A 17,020-nucleotide genomic window follows, 5' to 3' on the forward strand; every position below is an offset into this window, starting at 1 on the left:
TGAGACCCTACCTGTTCATCGACGGTCGTCCGGTCGCCGATACGTGACGCTTGACTCGTCCACCTTGGGATGCCAGGGTACAGTGTCCTTCTTGGACCCCTTGTTCAGAGGATTCATGATCGAAGGGAGCATCGCCATGAAAGGCTATCTCATTCAAATCGAAGATGCCACACGCGACAATCAGTATTACCGTCGAGTGCTCTTTACGGCACAACACTCCCAGCTGGTGTTGATGAGCCTCAAGCCTGGTGAAGAAATCGGAGAAGAGGTTCATGAGTTGGATCAGTTTATTCGTTTCGAAGAGGGCGAGGGAATCGTGGTCCTGGACGGAGAGAACCACGCGGTGAGCGACGGCTTTGCGGTCGTCATCCCGGCCGGGACCAGGCACAATGTCGTCAATAGCGGGAAAACGGCAGCACTTAAGTTGTACAGTCTCTATAGCCCTCCGGAACATAAAGATGGAATCATTCACAAAACGAAGCAGGAAGCCGACGCGGATCACGATCATCATTTTGACGGTCGGACGTCAATGAAATAGGGCTGTTTACGGGTCATATCCTCGGCGCGCGGGCGAGTAACTCCATGAGCTGACGAGAGACTCGTCGGGCCGCTGCACGAAGGTCTTGTCGAAGGCCAGCCCTGCCTCGCTCTGCAAACCTGCCGGACAGTTTGAATCGGACCTCTCCCCATCAGCATACATGGTCAAGTTCATTCAGACCCTCCCGCCTGATCGAGATGGGTGGCGAGAAACCGCTCCATCTCACGGAAGAACGTGAGGCGGTCCTCTTGGCGGCTGAGGTAATGATCGCCATCCGGCAGTTCGACATAACGCATGTGCTTGAAACCCGCTTCTTTCAAGGCATCGACCATCGCGCGGGATTGTTCAACCGGCACAGTCCGATCCTCCGCCCCGTGAACGATCAAGAGCGGGGTGCGTATCTTGTCGGCGTGGTTGACAGGAGACGTTGCCTTAAGCCGTTCGCGATCGGACCACCAGGCTCCTAACTGCCGTTCCCATCCCAACTCGTAGTCGAGATAGGATCGCTTCTCTTTGAGGAAGCCGATCAGATCCGATACTCCGGCGAAGCTCACTGCGCAGCGATAGAAATCCGGTGTCTTGACGGTGCCCATCAACGCGGCATAACCACCGTAACTTCCGCCGACGATACAGATGCGGTTTGGATCGGCCATGCTGTTGTCGATCGCATACTGAGCCGCATCCGTCAGATCGTCCTGCATTTCGAGTCCCCAGCGCTTGAATCCCGCTTGCAAGAATTCGTCGCCATAGCCTCTGGAGCCCCTAAAATTCACTTGCAGCACGGCCCAACCGCGACTCACGAGAAACTGGGTCCAGTAATCGAAATCCATCACGTCTCTGCTGCCCGGTCCACCATGAGGCAGCAAGACCAACGGCTGACGCGGCTGTGCCTTCGTCGGACGAGTCAGATAGCCATGCAGGACTATCCCATCCCTGGCCTTGAAGGACACCGGTATCGGTTTTATCAGGTCTTTTGGTTTCAGATGTGGATAGTCTTCCACCATCAAATTGAGCCGATTGAGCTCCTCATCGAACAGATACCACTCCGTGGGCTGAGTCGCATGGCTGGAGGTCACGATGTGTCTACGGCCATCCTGACTGCTGCTGTAGATCGCATTCATTCGCCCAGGAAGGGCCAGATCGAGTCTCATCTGCAGCTCTTTGGCCTCAGGATTCCAATAGATGCTTGCGAATTCATCCGCCTGATAGCGAACGCCCACGGCTTGTTTCAGCCAGACCGAATAGACAAGACCACCTTCGATATCATAGGACGCGTGCGAGGCGAACAATTTCGCCGGAAGGTGTGGTTGAGAAATGTTGAGGCTATACACAGCGGCTCTTCCATCCAGCGGTTGCCGGACAAATAGCACATTCGGATCTTCGTCAAAACCCAATGGAATCAGCTCCGGCTCGCGCAATGCGTCATACTTTCTCAGCGTCTGCCAGCGGTCCTGTCCTGCCGGTTTGACCAGTATGTGGACGATGGTTCCTTCGACGGCCGTTCCCAATCGTACGACACCCTGTCGATCGGCCATCCAGCTCCGAATTCCGTAGGTGCTCCCCTCGATCAACTCACGCTGACCTGTATATACGTCCAATTTGTAGACATCGGGATAGGTGGGGGTTTTGAGGTCAAGCGCAATGAGTACGGATCGGCTATCTCCAGGAATTTTGCCGATGACCCTGTCCTGAAGCTGCGGAACATGTTCGCGACTCAGCCCGCGAATGTCGCCGGACGACATCACCAAATCTGTCTTGAGATCCGACCCGTCGCGATTGACGGCCAGGAGACGTGTTTGTGTCCATCTGAACGGCCCTCCCAAACCATACGCTACATCCGCAACTACGACCCCGACGATGAGCCGCTCGTCATTCACCCACCGAAACCATCGAAGAGAGTATTTTTTATTGTCGCTTTCAAACAGCATGCGGCGAGCTTTTCCGTCATGGGTCGTCGTGACCAAGTAGGTTTTGTCGTCGGTATTCTGGACAAAGGCCACATACGTTCCGGAGGGGGATAACGCCATAGTCCGGACCTGGGGGAGGAATGCGAATGCCTTGAGCGGAATCCGGCCGGACGACTCCTCACTGATGTCCACAGGCGATGGGTCGGGAATCTGCCGTTCAGCCGTCGTGCAGCCTCCGGTGAGCGCGACCGTCATCATCAACAGCGTCGACAGTGCGATGAAGTGTGTGGACCGGATTGTCCTGTCAAGGGTCGACGTCATGCGGCAAAGGGGAACGGTGATCGCAATGGAGAACGGACAACCAGACATGACACACCCCTCATCAAATTGAGTGAAGGCAACTAAGCACAAGAGCAGAGCACAGTGTAGAAAGGGATTGAAAAGCGGTCAATTGAACGATCGAATCTCGCGGCGGAGAGAGGGCACATCGCCGTAATTGTGCTCGTGGACGAGGCGACTTCATTTCATTTCCAGACACACACATTCAATACTTTCAATCAGTTAAGAATTATTTTCATTCCAAGGTGTTGAACGTGCCCGTTCATACGTCATTAGTAACGATGTGCTACGCGCTGGAGCTCTGTCCTACATGGGCACCGGCAGAGCGTGATCGGAGTAACCAGAAAGGATCCATTCCAATGGAGGGACTGAAGCATCTGATCGACTACGGCATCATCGGGCTCCTGATCGCGCTGAGTCTTTGGGCGGTCGCCGTGGCGACGGAACGATGGTTTTTCTTTCGACGTGTGGATGTCAAACGCTTTCACAGCGAGCAGGAATTCGAGGTGGCCCTCACGAAACGATTGGTCGTGATCGGCACCGTTGCGGCCAACGCCCCATATATCGGTCTGCTCGGAACCGTGCTCGGGATCATGTTGACGTTTCATAGCATGGGCACCTCAGGCACCATGGCGGTCCAATCGATCATGGTCGGGCTCAGTCTTGCCCTCAAGGCCACGGCGGTCGGGCTGCTCGTCGCCATTCCCTGCGTCGTCCTCAACAACGTGCTTCGTCGGCGCGTCACGGAACTCCTCACCCAGTTCAAGGTTCAACATGGGACGTGACATCGACCAGATCAATGTCATTCCTCTGGTGGACGTCATGTTGGTCTTACTGGTGATCGTCCTGACCACGGCGACCTTTATTACCACCGGCCAGGTGCCCGTCGAACTGGCAAAGGCCAAGGAGTCCGGAGACCGCAAGGATGTCCCGCTTGTCATCACCCTGACGGCGGAGGGCTCGCTTTTCATGAACGATCAGCCGGTGCCACGCGACGGACTACGAATCGTGCTCAATCCTCATCCGCGCGAATCTTCCGTACTGGTGCGCGCCGACCGGGTGACGGTGCTGGATCGATTCGTGGCTGTTGTCGATGAAATTCGCGGACTTGGATTTCAGCAGGTCAACTTGGAGGTGGTACGTTCATGAGCCTGACAGCCCAGTGGGACTCGTCGCCGCGCCAACGTACTTCGCTGTGCTGGGCGTTCTCCGTGACGACGCACGGCCTCTTCGTGGGCATGGCAATGATGCTCCTCACCGAACTGCCTCCGCCGCCTCCGCCCACCTTCAAGTGGGATGTCGCGGTCGTGCAGTCTCCGCCTCCTGCGGCCGAACCGGCGCCTCCCCCNNAACAGGTCCAACCGGTGAAGCCCCAGCCCGTCGTCCGGCCGATCCAGCCGACCCGCGAAGTGCAGCCGGTTCAACATATCCAGCCGGTTCAGGAGAGCATGCCCGTGCAAACCGCTCAGGCCATTCAAGAGGTCAACCGCACGGTCCAGGAGCCGGTAGAGACTGTGGTTGAACCGGTGCAAGCCATGATGCGGACTGAAGCCGCCGTCGAGCAGGTCGCCGTCGTGGAACAACAGACTCCGGCTGTCCAGCAAACGCCCACCGCAGCGCCGGTGATGCGCCAGGCCGAACCCGTGACGCAGGTGGCCACCGTCGTGAGCGACGCCCCCGCGGTCGAAGCGGCACCCGCACCCGTAGAGGCTCCACAACAGGTGGAACAGGCGATCGTTCAGCGGCCGGTAGAAACCGTGCAGCACCGGATCATTCAACAGCGAACGGTGCGAGGCCGTCCGGAGGCGCAGGCTGACTTCGGTTGGCTGGCGCAGAGTATTTTTTCCTCGGTCGACCCGCACAAACGCTATCCGGCCGAGGCTAAACGGAACCGTTGGAAAGGCCGCGTCATTCTGAAACTCACCGTCGAACAACGCGGAGGCGCGATCCATTTGCTCGAATTGGTATTAAAGGAGAGTTCGGGGCACGCGGCGTTGGATCGTCACACAGTCGACATGGTGCGGACTGTCTTTCCGCTTCAGGTCAAGCATCACATCGCACGAGCAGCAATCGACGTCGATATCCCGATTACATATCAATTGGCAAATTAATTATTTCCCCTAGATTTTGACCAACAGGAGGGATTCATGTTGTCACGCCGCCATCTCTTACAATCGGCCCTAGTTGTCACCGCCGCTGTCGCCGCCTCTCTTTCTTGGAACGCACCGTCCGCCTCCGCCCAGCAGAACGGCGACAAACCGTTTCACGCCCTCGTAACCGATGCGAAAGACATGCAAACCGACCTGAAGAATGTACTGTTCTATTGGGAAGAAAAGGTGAGCGAGACCTCGTTCATCCCCCACGAGTTGAAGCACCTGCCGGTGAAACGCGGCACCGCCACGGTCAACATCAAGTTCGACGGCGTCAAACAGGTCGAGGTGACTCCCGGAGCGGACAAGGCGCTGCCAACGCTCCACATCACCTTGACCAACGGCAAGACGGGCGACTTTCCGCTGGCGATCGACGGCAGCTTCAAAGGCGACTCGGATTTCGGCCAAGTTGAGCTGCCGGTCCACGGTCTCAAGAAGCTCGAGTTTAAGTAAACAGCACCGGGGCCCCCTCCCGATCATCCGTCGGGAGCCGCGTGAGGCCGAATGAACAGGAGCCAGGACCAGCAGCACCGCTCATGACGCTCCGTCGTACCACCTACCTCGTTATCTTCACGCTGCTCGCACTCTCCGCGATGCTCGCCGTGAAGTGGACCGTGCTGACTCCGGTTCCTGCCTCGGAAGTGACGGGAACCGTGCCGGCAGGGACGGCCGTCGTGCTCGCCCCGGTCACCACCGAGGCGATCCGGCACACGATCAAAGCCGTCGGCTCCTTGCGGGCCAATGAGAGCATTATGATCCGTCCGGAGATCGCGGGGCGAATCCGTCAGGTCTGGTTTCAAGAAGGTCAGGCGGTGGAGAAAGACCAGCTGCTCATCGAAATGGACGATTCGGAACTCCAGGCGCAACTGGCTCAAGCCGCGGCGCAACTCAAAGTCAGCCGACTCACCTACGAACGGCTCAAACGACTCGACCTCGACGGAAAGCGGTACGTGACGAAACAGCAACTCGATGAAGTGGCCGGCGCGCTGCAAGTCTCTCAAGCCAACCACGCGCTTTATGTGACCAGACTGGCCAAGACGAAAATTCGGGTCCCCTTCACCGGCGTCACCGGCATCCGGCGCGTCTCCCCCGGCGACTTCGTCGGTGCCGGCCGGGATCTCGTGAACCTGGAAGATCTCGACACCTTGAAGATCGATTTCAAGGTGCCGGAAACCATGCTGCGCCATCTGGCGCCGGGTCAGTCCCTCGAACTGACCACGGACGCCTATCCGGGGAACACGTTCCATGGCACGGTCTACGTGATCGATCCTCAGGTCGACCCGAGCACGAGGTCCGTGCAGGTGCGGGCGAGAATTCCGAATCCACAGCTGCGGCTCAGACCCGGCATGTTCGCGCAAGTGCTCCTCACGTTCGGACAGGAAGAGCGGGCGCTGCTGATTCCAGAAGAGGCCGTCATGCCGAAACAGGACAAGGCCTACGTCTACCTCGCCCAAGACGGAACCGCCCAACAGCGAGAGGTCACGCTGGGCACCCGCTCCAGGGGCTTCGTGCAAGTGCTGGACGGACTCACGGAACAGGATACGGTGGTCCGGGTCGGCCACCACAAGCTGCAGAACGGCGATTCCATTCTGGCCCTATCCTCGTCGCCTCACTAACGACAACCCATCGGACCTCCCCATGAGACTCTCCGCCCTCTCCATTGAGCGACCCGTCCTCGCCGCCGTTGCGACGCTCCTGCTGATGCTCTTCGGCCTGCTCTCCTATTCCCGCTTGCCGGTCCGCGAGTATCCCGACACCACCTTCCCCATTGTCTCGGTCATGACCGTGTATCCGAGCGCGGATGCCCAATTGGTGGAAACGGATATCACCTCGGTGCTGGAGGATGCCCTCAGCGGCGTGGAAGGGCTCCGGACGTTGCGCTCGACCAGTCGTGAGGGACTGTCCACGATCGGTCTCGAATTCTCGTTGATGCGCAACCTGGATGCGGCGGCCAACGACGTGCGCGACCGCGTGACGAGAGTTCAATACCTGCTTCCGCAGGGCATCGAAGCGCCCTTGGTGATGAAGGAGGACAGCGACTCAGACGGCATCATGTGGCTGGCGCTGATCAGCGACCGCCACACCGAGCTGGAAATGACGGACTTTGCCGAACGCCAGCTGAAGGATCGACTCGCGCCCCTGCCCGGCGTCTCCAGCGTCATGCTCGACGGAGGCCGCCGGTATGCGATGCGGATCTGGCTGGATCCCGACCGACTCGCCTCGCGGCTCCTCACCGTGCAGGACGTCGAAGACGCGCTCCGGACACAAAACGTCTCCATGCCCACCGGCCGGATCGAAAGCACCCAGCGGGAGTTCAGTGTGCGCATGGGTGGAGGCCTGGAGAAAGCGGCGCAGTTCAATCAACTGATTCTGGCCTATCGGGACGGCTATCCGGTCCGGCTGCAGGACGTGGGTGCCGCGGAGATCGGCCCGGAAGACGATCGCAAACTCGTGCGCGTGAACGGCAAACCCGCCATCGGCCTCGGCATCATGAAACAGTCGAAGGCGAATACGCTCGAAGCGGCACGCGCCGTCAAGCGCACCATCCCGGCCATGGAGGCGTTGCTTCCGGAAGGGATGCAGCTCGTCACGGCGTTCGACAGCTCGATCTACATCGAGCGGTCGCTGCACGAAGTGTACGAGGCCGTCGGCCTGTCCGTGCTGCTCGTCGTGCTGGTAGTGTTCCTGTTCCTGCGCAGCGCCCGCGCCACACTCATCCCCGCCGTCGCCATTCCAGGCTCCATCCTGGGTACCTTCGTGATCATGCAGATGACCGGCAGCTCGATCAATACGATCACCCTGTTGGGATTCGTGCTGGCCATCGGACTGGTAGTAGACGACGCCATCGTCGTGGTGGAAAACGTCTACCGCCGCATTGAACGGGGGTTGAGCCCGACACAAGCCGCGATCGAAGGCAGCCGGGAAATCGGGTTTGCGGTCATCTCAACAACCCTGACGCTTGCGGCGGTCTTCTTTCCGATCATTTTTCTGCCCGGTATCGTCGGTCGCCTGTTTGCCGAACTGGGCATCGCCGTCGCCGGCTCGGTGCTCCTGTCCGGGTTCATCGCCCTCACTCTCACCCCCGCCATGTGCGCGCGGTTGCTCGGAAAGACTGCGGGAACCGCCTCGCCGTCCCGAGGCTCCGCACTGGATCCTTCGGCTTGGCTCCGCTGGCTCACTCAACGCTATCGCCTCGCCCTGAAAGTCGCCTTGGAAAGGCCCGCGATCATCCTAGGTGGAGCCGTCCTGTCACTGATCGTCAGCGCCGCCCTCATGTGGGGTCTCCCCAGCGAACTGGCACCACTTGAAGATACCGGATGGTTTGCCGTCCACGTCAGTGCGCCGGAAGGCTCTACTCTCGACTACACCGACCGTTACGCCAGGGAAACCGAGAACGCCACGGCACGCATTCCCGAAATGGACTCCTACTATACGGTGGTCGCGCGAGGCTGGAGGCCGACCCTGGTGAACCGGGCCGTGACCTGGGTGACGCTCAAGGATTGGTCCGATCGCAACCGCGTCCAGCAGGAAATCGTCGATGACGTGCAACCTGCCCTCTCCGCCATCCCCGGCGCCACGGTCTTTGCTCTCAATCCGCCCCCGTTCAATCAGGAGGACAGCAAAACGCCGGTGCAGTTGGTTATTCGCGGCCCCTCGTACGAGGTGTTGGACAAGATCGTGACACAGATCCGGCATGACCTCACCGGAAACCAGGAGGTGGTCAATGTCGAGAGCGATTTGGATTTGAACAAACCGGAACTCCGGGTGGAGATCAACCGCGACAAGGCCGCGGACCTGGGCATTCCGATCGAGACGATCGGCAGGACGTTGGAAGTGTTCCTCGGCGGGAGAAAGGCCTCCCTGTTCATGCGCGAAGGCAAAGAGTATCCCGTCATCATGCAAACGCGGCCCCATCAACGCGGCACTCGATCGGATATCGACCGACTGCACGTCCGTGGGACCCAGGGGGATTTGATTCCCTTGAGCAATCTCGTCACGCTGCGGGAAACCGTGGCCCCGAAACAGCTGAACCATTACGAAAAACTGAGGGCCGTCACGATCAGCGCGGGAGTGGGGGCCGATTCGACGCTCAGCCGGTCCATCGAATCACTCGAACAGACGATCCGCAAGCACCTGCCTCCCGGCGCAACCATCAGTTATGCGGGAGAGACGAAAGAGCTCAAGGAGTCGTCGGGCAATCTGCATCTCACGTTTCTCCTGGCCCTGCTCGTCGTCTACCTCATCCTGGCCGCGCAGTTCGAAAGCTTCCGCCACCCGATCACCGTCCTCGTCTCGGTTCCCCCGGCGCTGGCCGGCGCGCTGTTGGCGCTGCTGCTGTTCCGCGGCACCTTGAACATCTATAGTGAGATCGGGTTGATGATCCTGATCGGCCTCGTCACCAAAAACGCCATCCTCATTGTCGAATTTGCCAACCGGCTGTGCCAGGAAGGCAAATCTCCGCGCGCTGCCATCGTCGAGGCCGCCGTGTTGCGCCTGCGGCCCATCGTCATGACGACATTGTCCACCATTCTGGCCGCGCTGCCCCTGGCGCTGGCGACGGGCGCCGGCGCAGCCGGGCGCTGGCACATCGGCCTGGTCGTGATCAACGGGCTCGTCCTCTCAACGCTCCTCACCCTCTTCCTGGTGCCGGTGGTCTACCTCCTTTTTGCCAGGACTGCTCCGGTCCGACAGTCCGCAGCGGTGCCTGAGCCATTCTCGGAAGTCCTGCCGCGTCACTCGCCTTCACAAGGCTGACAGCGACGGCCACTGCAGGGCCGGACTGATGTCTTCAGGATAAAATCGTGAAAGTTCGGGAAGACGGAGGGTCAAAGAGTCTTCCGGCTTAATGGCCGCAAGAACGGCAGGAAACCCGCTTCGAGACAGAGCCGTCGGTGTTCGTTATGCCGACGGCGCGCGAATGCCGGCGAGCTTGTCCCCGATCCGCTGGTGTGCGTGGATGCTGTAGACGGCGTCCACGTGATCTCCGACCACCGTATCCACCGACACGAGACCCGTTGTATGGGCCGACCAGTCGACCGGGCCCTTGCCGTGTTTCGCCAAGGTGCTCGTCGTCCACCAGACGTGGATCGGCGCCTGAATCGGATTGAAGCGGGTCACGGTCACGAATCGTGCAGCCTCCCTCGCCAGGGCATAACCGAGCTTCAAAGAGCCGATCGAGGCCTCAGCTTCCTCATCGGAAAGAAAGTTTCGTTCCCTCGCCCATTGGATGGCGTACTCCAGGCGGTTGTCGTCCGCCAGTGACGCCAGATGCTGCTGGAGCGCCTCTCGTTCGTGCTGAGGGATCGACTCGAAGTCGCCCCTCCGGTCCCGCCGTATATAGGTCATCAACTCCTCGACAGGCGTTGCGTCACCGGCCGCATAGACGGCCTGGTCCGGTTGCGTGTCCAACAGACCGAGAAACGCGACCGAGTCCCCGCCCTGCTCCAGCAGTCGCGCCACCGCCAAGGCAAGGACCCCGCCGTTCGACCAGCCCAGGAGATGATAAGGTCCCTGCCGTTGACGCTCACGAATCAGCCGGGCCTGTTGTTCGGCGAGCTGGTGAATGGAGACATCCTGCCAACGCATGGTGAAGAGATGGCTCAACGACAATCCATAGACGGGACGTTCATCCGCCATCGAGAGCGCGAGCGGGCGGTAGGCCTGAACATGCGTGCCGGTCGGGTCAAAGCAAAACAGCGGCGGCGCGTTGCGTCCTTTGCGCAGCACGAGGATCTCCGGCGAGGTGTCACGACGCTCCCCTTCGAGGTGCTCAGCCAAAGTCGCCAGCGTGGGAAACTGGAACAACTCCATCAAGGCCAGCGGTCGATCGACGACTTTCTGGATGCGGGCGATCAGCTGGACGGCGAGAAGGGAATGTCCGCCTAAATCGAAAAAATTATCATGGAGGCCGATCCGGCCGACAGCCAGCACCTCGCTCCACATCACGGCCAACTGGCGCTGCAACGGCGTTGCTGGAGCCACATACGATTGCCGGCTGACGCCCGACCAGTCCGGCGCAGGTAAGGCCCCTCGATCCACCTTGCCACCCGGTGTCCGCGGCAGCTCGGTCAGCGGGAGGATCAGGAAAGGGAGCATATAATCCGGCAGGGTCGAGGCGAGCCAGCGACGGAGGTCCGGCTCGTCGAACTGTGCGTCCTCTCGAACCACGACATAGGCCACAAGCCTGGTCCGTCCCTCGGCATCTTCCCGTGGAACGACGAGACCGTCTCGCACATCCGGGTGCCGGCGCAACCGCTCTTCGATCTCCCCCGGTTCGATACGGAACCCGCGCAGTTTGACTTGATCGTCAAAACGGCCATGGAATTCGATGGTGCCGTCGCTCCTGACCAATGCTCGATCTCCCGTCCTGTACAGTCTTGCGCCGGGCCGTCCCCCGAAGGGGTCGGGAATGAACAGGCCGGCGGTCCGTTCCGGATCGTCGAGATAGCCGCGGCCCAGCGTCTCGCCCCCGATATACACTTCGCCGGGCACGTCAAACGGCACCGGCTCGAGGTGCCGGTCGAGGACGTACATCGACCGGCCCGGCAACGGCCTTCCGATCGGAACCGTATGAAGGGCAAATTCTTCCACTGACAGCGGAGGCTCATACAGGCTCGCGGTAATGATCGTTTCCGTCGGACCATAGGCATTCAACCACCGTACATTCCTGCCGACCTGTCGTCGCCATCGATTCAGATCCGATGATGCCACCGGCTCGTTCCCCACGATCAGCAGGCGCACACGTGAGGGCACGGAGCAATCGGCTTGCTCGAACGCGTCCACCCACTGGTGCCAGTAAGAGGCCGGTAACCCTGCGACCGTGACGTGCCGGCGATCGAGAAAGTCCAGGAATGCCGGGATGGAATCGAAGAGACGACAGGGTTGCAGCACCACTGCAGCCCCCGAGATCAAGGTCGTCCACAATTCTTCTGAGGCCACGTCAAAGCTGACGGCCGCGAATTGCAGCACCCGGTCCGACGGGACGAACTCATAGGCAGCCCCAGCAGCAAGGATATGCTGAGACAGGGCTCCATGGGAGACCACGACGCCTTTCGGTTTGCCGGTCGAGCCGGATGTGTAGATCACATAGGCGGCTTGGTCCGCCGAAATCGGCCTGTCGAGGTTCTCCCCGCTCAGTGTTTCCAACTCTGCATTCAGTCGGTCGAGCGACAATACCGGAACAGGGAATGTATCGGGGTCAGGCGTGGCGGTCCCTTGCGTGAGGACCAGATCCACGCCCGCATCGACTGCCAGAGTGTGTTGCCGCCCGGCCGGGTACGTCGGATCGATCGGCACATAGGCACCGCCCGCCTTCATGATCCCGAGTAAGGCAACGACCATGTCGAACGAACGCTCCAGACAAATCCCGACCCGCCGTTCCGACTCCACGCCTCGACTGCGAAGCCATCGCGCCAGGCGGTTACTCTTGTCGTTCAGGTCCCGATAGGACACCACATGGTCTTGCAACACCAGGGCCGGCGCATCCGGCGTCTGCGCCGCCCGACGTTCGATGAGCGCCGGCAGGGACTGCGACGGACCACTCGACGCATGCGTCCGGTTCACCGTCAGCACCGCTTGTCGCTCCTGCGCGCTCAGCAGATGGATCGAGCCTACTCCGATTCGCATGTCCCCCGTCATTCCTGCCAACACCTGCTGATAGCGGTCCAACAGGCGTTCGATAGTCGACGCCACGAAGAGGTCGCTGTTGTATTCCATCGCGACGAGCAGCCGGCCGTCTTGATCCTGAACCGTCATCGATAGGTCAAACTTGGCAGTCGTGGTATCGATCTCGATCGGCTGAAACTCCAAGCCCTGGATGTTCAATTCTGAGACTGGGGCGTTCTGCAGGTCGAACATCACCTGAAAGACCGGCGACCGGCTGACATCGCGCTTCGGTTGCAATGCATCCACGAGCTTTTCGAACGGCATGTCTTGATGGGCGTAGGCGTCCAGACAGGCTTCACGCACGTTGGCCAGCACGTCGGCCATGCTGGAATGTCCGAACACCTTGGTTCGTATCGCCAGCGTGTTGACGAAGAACCCGATGAGGCCTTCGGTTTCCTTCCTGGTCCGGTTGGCGATGGGCGTCCCGACGATGAGGTCGGTCTGTCCTGTCATGCGGGCCAACAGGATGAAGAAGGCGCTCAACAGCGTCATATACAACGTGGCGCCCATTTTGCGGCTCAACGCCGAAACTTTCACCGAAAGCTCCGCCGGGATGGTGACGCTCGCCATCGCGCCTCGCGATGTTTGCAGGGCAGGTCTGGGCCTGTCAGTCGGCAATTCCATGACCGGCAGATCGCCACCCAGCGATGTCCGCCAAAACTCCAACTCCCGCTTGAGGACGGTCCCGCTCAACCAGGCACGTTGCCACTGGGAAAAATCTCCATACTGCAGAAGCAGGTCGGACAGTGACGAGGCCCGCCCGGCCGCAAAGGCGTCGTAGAGCGCCGTCACTTCCTTCACCAGCACATGGGCGGACCAGGCGTCCGACACGATATGGTGCAACGTGAGCAACAACACCTGTTCGTTCGGCTGGAGGCGGATGAGACTGACCCGCAGGAGCGGCCCGTATCGGAGATCGAATGGACGCTGAGACTCGACGCCGGCCAACCTGACGGCAGCCTGGTCACGCGCTTCGACAGGAAGATGTTGCAGGTCGATCACCGTCACGGTCAGCGTCAGAGAGGAAGCGACCACCTGCACCGGCACTCCATTGAGACTTTGAAACGTCGTACGCAACGATTCATGGCGCCGGACGACTTCGTTGAAACTCCGTTCCAGGGCTGCGACATCGAGCGGTCCGGTGACGCGCAAGGCGATGGGAATGTTGTAGGCCACGCCCTCCGGATCCAACTGCGCCAGCACCCACAAGCGTTCTTGTGCGAAGGAAAGCGGGAGCGAACCGGTTCGCGGCCGGGGCTGCATGGGAGGCGGTTGGTCGCCCCCCGCGATCCCCTTGGCCGCGTCGATCACCCGGGCTAATTGCGCGATGTTGGGCGCCTCAAAGACGGTCCGCAGAGGCAGATCCACGCGAAACGCCTGCCGCAGCCGCGACATGACCTGCGTGGCCAGGAGCGAATGGCCGCCCAAGTCGAAGAAATTGTCATGGATGCCGATCCCCTCTCGTTTCAACACCTCACTCCAGATGGCGGCCAGGATCTCTTCCGTGGCCGTTCCGGGAGCCACGAACCGTATCGTTTCGCTCCCCTCGCGGTCCGGCTCCGGTAGGGCGCGCCGATCGACCTTGCCGTTTGCCGTCAACGGCAACGCCGGCAGAGAGCTCACCGCCGTCGGAACCATGTAGTCCGGCAGGTGCGAGCGGAGAAAGTCCTGGATCGCCTGCCTGTCCGGCTCCGCCCCCCGCGCCACGAGGTATGCAGCCAGATACAGCTCCGCATTCCCGTCCTCCCGTGCCGTCACCACGGCATCCTGTACCGCAGGATGCTGTCGCAGCACCGATTCGATTTCGCCGAGTTCGATCCGAAACCCGCGGATCTTGACCTGGTGGTCCACCCGCCCCAGGAATTCGATCGAGCCGTCCGGCAAACGTCTCGCGAGGTCGCCGGTTCGGTACAGGCGTGCGCCGGGTTGCAACGCATGGGGGTTGGGCAGGAACCGTTCGGCCGTGCGATCCGGTTGCTCCCAGTAGCCGCGCGCGACACCCGCACCGCCCAGATACAGCTCTCCCGCTGCGCCGACGGGCACCGGCTCCTGCCGTGCGTCCAGGATGTAGGCTTCGAGGTTGTCGATGGGACGGCCGATGGGTACCGTGCGGGCGAGAGGCGCATGCTCGTTGTCGCTCACGACCGTGGTCAAGGCGCCGACGGTGGTCTCTGTCGGGCCATAATGGTTGATGACGATGCAGGCCGCTTGCCGCCGCACCTGCTCGACCAAGTCCCACGACAGCGCTTCACCGCCGAACAGGAGAAACTTTCGTGGCCACAAGGCCTGCCCGTCGGCAGTGGCCACGAGGGCCTTGAAATGCGACGGCACGATTTTCAACACGTCGATGGGATGCTCCGAGAGATAGGAGGCGAACAACCGACCATCCGTCGCGGTCTCGTAGTTGATGACATGGAGACAACCGCCGGAGGTCAGGGCGGGAAAAATCGCCGTATGTCCCAAATCGGCGCTCAAGGTGGAGACGGTGGCAAACTGCAAGGGTTCCCGAAGATCCAGCTGTCGCAATATGGCCAAGGTGTAGTTGGCGAGGTTACGATGGGAGACGGCAACACCCTTGGGCTGACCGGTCGAGCCGGACGTGTAGATAACGTAAGCCAGGTCGTCCGGCGAACGCGCCAGATTGAGATTGCCGTCAGGCTCGTTCGCAACAGCCTCGCCGACGTCCAAGATCACGCCGTCGAAGAGCGGCCGGGCCTGCTCGGATACACTCTGCGTCACGAGAAGCCTGGCGCCGCTTTGCGCCATTTGCGGCGCGAGCCGCACAGCCGCATGCGCCGGATCGATCGGCACATAGGCTGCACCGGCCTTCAGCACCCCCAACATGGCGACGATCATGTCGGCAGACCGATCGAGACAGAGGCCGACCCGGTCGCCGGGTTGCAGGCCGCGCCGCCTCAGCCCATGCGCCACCTGGTTCGCCTGCCGGTTCAGGTCGTCGTAGGACAACCGTCGCTCACCGGCGACGAGGGCGGGAGATGACGGCCGCCGCGCTGCCTGCGCTTCGATTAAACGGTGCATCGGAAAAGAAGGGCCTAGCGGTCTGGCCGTCTGGTTCAACTCTCGCGTCAGCCTGGTCCGCTCCCGAGTCCCTACGATGTCCAAGTCGTCGATCGCCGTCGCGAGACGGCCTGCAATGGCGCGCAACAACTCCACATAACGATCGGCCAGGGACTGGACCATCTGGGAGGGGATGCGTTCCCCGTCGATATGCCAGGTCAATGCGAGATCCGCCTCGTCTTCAAGACAGGCTAGCCTGAATTTGAACGGCTCCGCGCAGAATGTGCTCTCGGCGAGTGTGATGACGCCGGCGGCCGTCCGGCTGGGCTTCGCTCGACGACCATATTCGAATCCGATCCCCTCCCGCACAGCCGCCGCGTCCTCATCGTCCTGTTCCGCCGGGTAATAGTGTTGCCAATCCTCCGCTTGCCCCTGCTCCTGCGCAGCCAAGGACAACAGGTCCCGCAGCGCCATATTCCCCTCGATTCGAAGGTGCAGCGGCAACCAGCGCTCGAACAACCCGATGCCTCCCTGCAACTCCTCATAGGGGCGCCCATCGGCTCGCCACCAGCAGACCAGGTCGCGACGGCCCGTCAGCCGATAAAGAAGCGCCGACCAACAGGCATACAGAAGGACCGGTAGGGAAACCTGCGCCGCGGCGGCAGCGCCCCGCAATCGCTCCGTCTCCGTAGACGAGCAGATACGATGGACCGGGCGAGCCGCGGCCTGCCGGCCTTCCGGACGGCCCGCCTGTTCGAAGGGCAACGGCACGGCGTGGTCACCGGTTGGTCTTCGTCGAGCCCACCAGGCCTGTCCTTGTTTCGCCTCTTCTCCATCCAGCAGCTCATAATGCCACTCGGAAAATTGTCCATACTGAACAGGCCGCTCATCCTTCCAGTCGGCGCTCACTCCATCCAACAACTGACTCAGTTCTGCCGCCAGATTCGACAGGGACCAGGTGTCGGCGCAGAGACCGGGCAGGTCGAGAACCAACCGCGCGTGGTCGTCCGTCAATCGGCACAGGGTGGCCCGTACCAACGGCCTCGCCTCCCAATCCCGGTCGTCCGTTCGACGCGCCGCTTCACCGGCAGCCTGTTCGCGTTCGCCCTCGTCAGGCAGATGACGAAGGTCGACCCGTCGCCAGAGAACGTCGCTCTCCTCGTTGATCACCTGGAAGGGAACCTTCATGCCGGATTCCCGATAGAACGTCGTGCGAAGACTCTCGTGGCGGGCGATCGCGTGACGCAGCGCCTTCTGCACCGCCTCATCGTCAAAGACACCGTCCAGCCTGAACAAAGCTCGCGCCTGCCCGACATGACCGCGTGACTGCCACAACCAGAGTCGCTTCTGGTGCGGCGAGAGCCGGAGCCCTTCAATCTCAATGTCCTGATGCATGCCTCCCC

9 protein-coding genes are annotated in these 17,020 nt (G+C 61.0%); 7 read left to right on the forward strand and 2 right to left on the reverse strand.

The genetic code is table 11. The features are described from left to right. Nucleotides 1-136 precede the first annotated feature (136 nt). On the forward strand, nucleotides 137-538 hold the full coding sequence (locus tag NSND_RS00710) for a cupin domain-containing protein (protein ID WP_080877820.1): 402 nt from the start codon (nucleotides 137-139) through the stop codon (nucleotides 536-538). A 170-nt stretch (nucleotides 539-708) separates the two neighbouring features. On the opposite strand, the gene NSND_RS00715 is transcribed toward NSND_RS00710, so the two are convergent. After that, nucleotides 709-2,814, reverse strand: coding sequence for an alpha/beta hydrolase family protein (locus tag NSND_RS00715; protein WP_080877145.1), 2,106 nt, complete (start codon nucleotides 2,812-2,814; stop codon nucleotides 709-711). Between the two features lie 329 nt (nucleotides 2,815-3,143). Here NSND_RS00715 and exbB point away from each other — a divergent pair, with 329 nt between their 5' ends. The 6 genes from exbB to NSND_RS00745 all read left to right on the forward strand — a co-directional run bounded on the left by exbB (nucleotide 3,144) and on the right by NSND_RS00745 (nucleotide 9,689). Next, nucleotides 3,144-3,569: a TonB-system energizer ExbB gene (exbB, locus tag NSND_RS00720; RefSeq protein ID WP_080877146.1), complete on the forward strand. Its 426-nt coding sequence runs from the start codon at nucleotides 3,144-3,146 to the stop codon at nucleotides 3,567-3,569. Continuing rightward, complete coding sequence (locus tag NSND_RS00725) at nucleotides 3,559-3,933, forward strand: ExbD/TolR family protein (RefSeq protein ID WP_080877147.1); 375 nt, start codon at nucleotides 3,559-3,561, stop codon at nucleotides 3,931-3,933. The genes exbB and NSND_RS00725 overlap by 11 nt, the downstream gene beginning before the upstream one ends. Continuing rightward, nucleotides 3,930-4,895 carry a TonB family protein gene (locus tag NSND_RS00730; protein WP_080877148.1) on the forward strand — a complete coding sequence of 322 codons (966 nt, stop codon included), beginning with the start codon at nucleotides 3,930-3,932 and terminating at the stop codon, nucleotides 4,893-4,895. The genes NSND_RS00725 and NSND_RS00730 overlap by 4 nt, the downstream gene beginning before the upstream one ends. 36 nt (nucleotides 4,896-4,931) lie before the next feature. Next, nucleotides 4,932-5,387: a hypothetical protein gene (locus NSND_RS00735; RefSeq protein ID WP_080877149.1), complete on the forward strand. Its 456-nt coding sequence runs from the start codon at nucleotides 4,932-4,934 to the stop codon at nucleotides 5,385-5,387. An 83-nt stretch (nucleotides 5,388-5,470) separates the two neighbouring features. Further along, nucleotides 5,471-6,550: an efflux RND transporter periplasmic adaptor subunit gene (locus NSND_RS00740; protein ID WP_080877150.1), complete on the forward strand. Its 1,080-nt coding sequence runs from the start codon at nucleotides 5,471-5,473 to the stop codon at nucleotides 6,548-6,550. A gap of 22 nt (nucleotides 6,551-6,572) precedes the next feature. Then, complete coding sequence (locus tag NSND_RS00745; RefSeq protein WP_080877151.1) at nucleotides 6,573-9,689, forward strand: efflux RND transporter permease subunit; 3,117 nt, start codon at nucleotides 6,573-6,575, stop codon at nucleotides 9,687-9,689. Between the two features lie 144 nt (nucleotides 9,690-9,833). Here the strand turns inward: NSND_RS00745 and NSND_RS00750 are convergent, their stop codons facing one another. Continuing rightward, on the reverse strand, nucleotides 9,834-17,012 hold the full coding sequence (locus NSND_RS00750; RefSeq protein ID WP_080877152.1) for a non-ribosomal peptide synthetase: 7,179 nt from the start codon (nucleotides 17,010-17,012) through the stop codon (nucleotides 9,834-9,836). Between the last annotated feature and the right edge of the window lie 8 nt (nucleotides 17,013-17,020).

Source organism: Nitrospira sp. ND1, from assembly GCF_900170025.1.
In the GTDB taxonomy this organism is placed as follows: domain Bacteria; phylum Nitrospirota; class Nitrospiria; order Nitrospirales; family Nitrospiraceae; genus Nitrospira_A.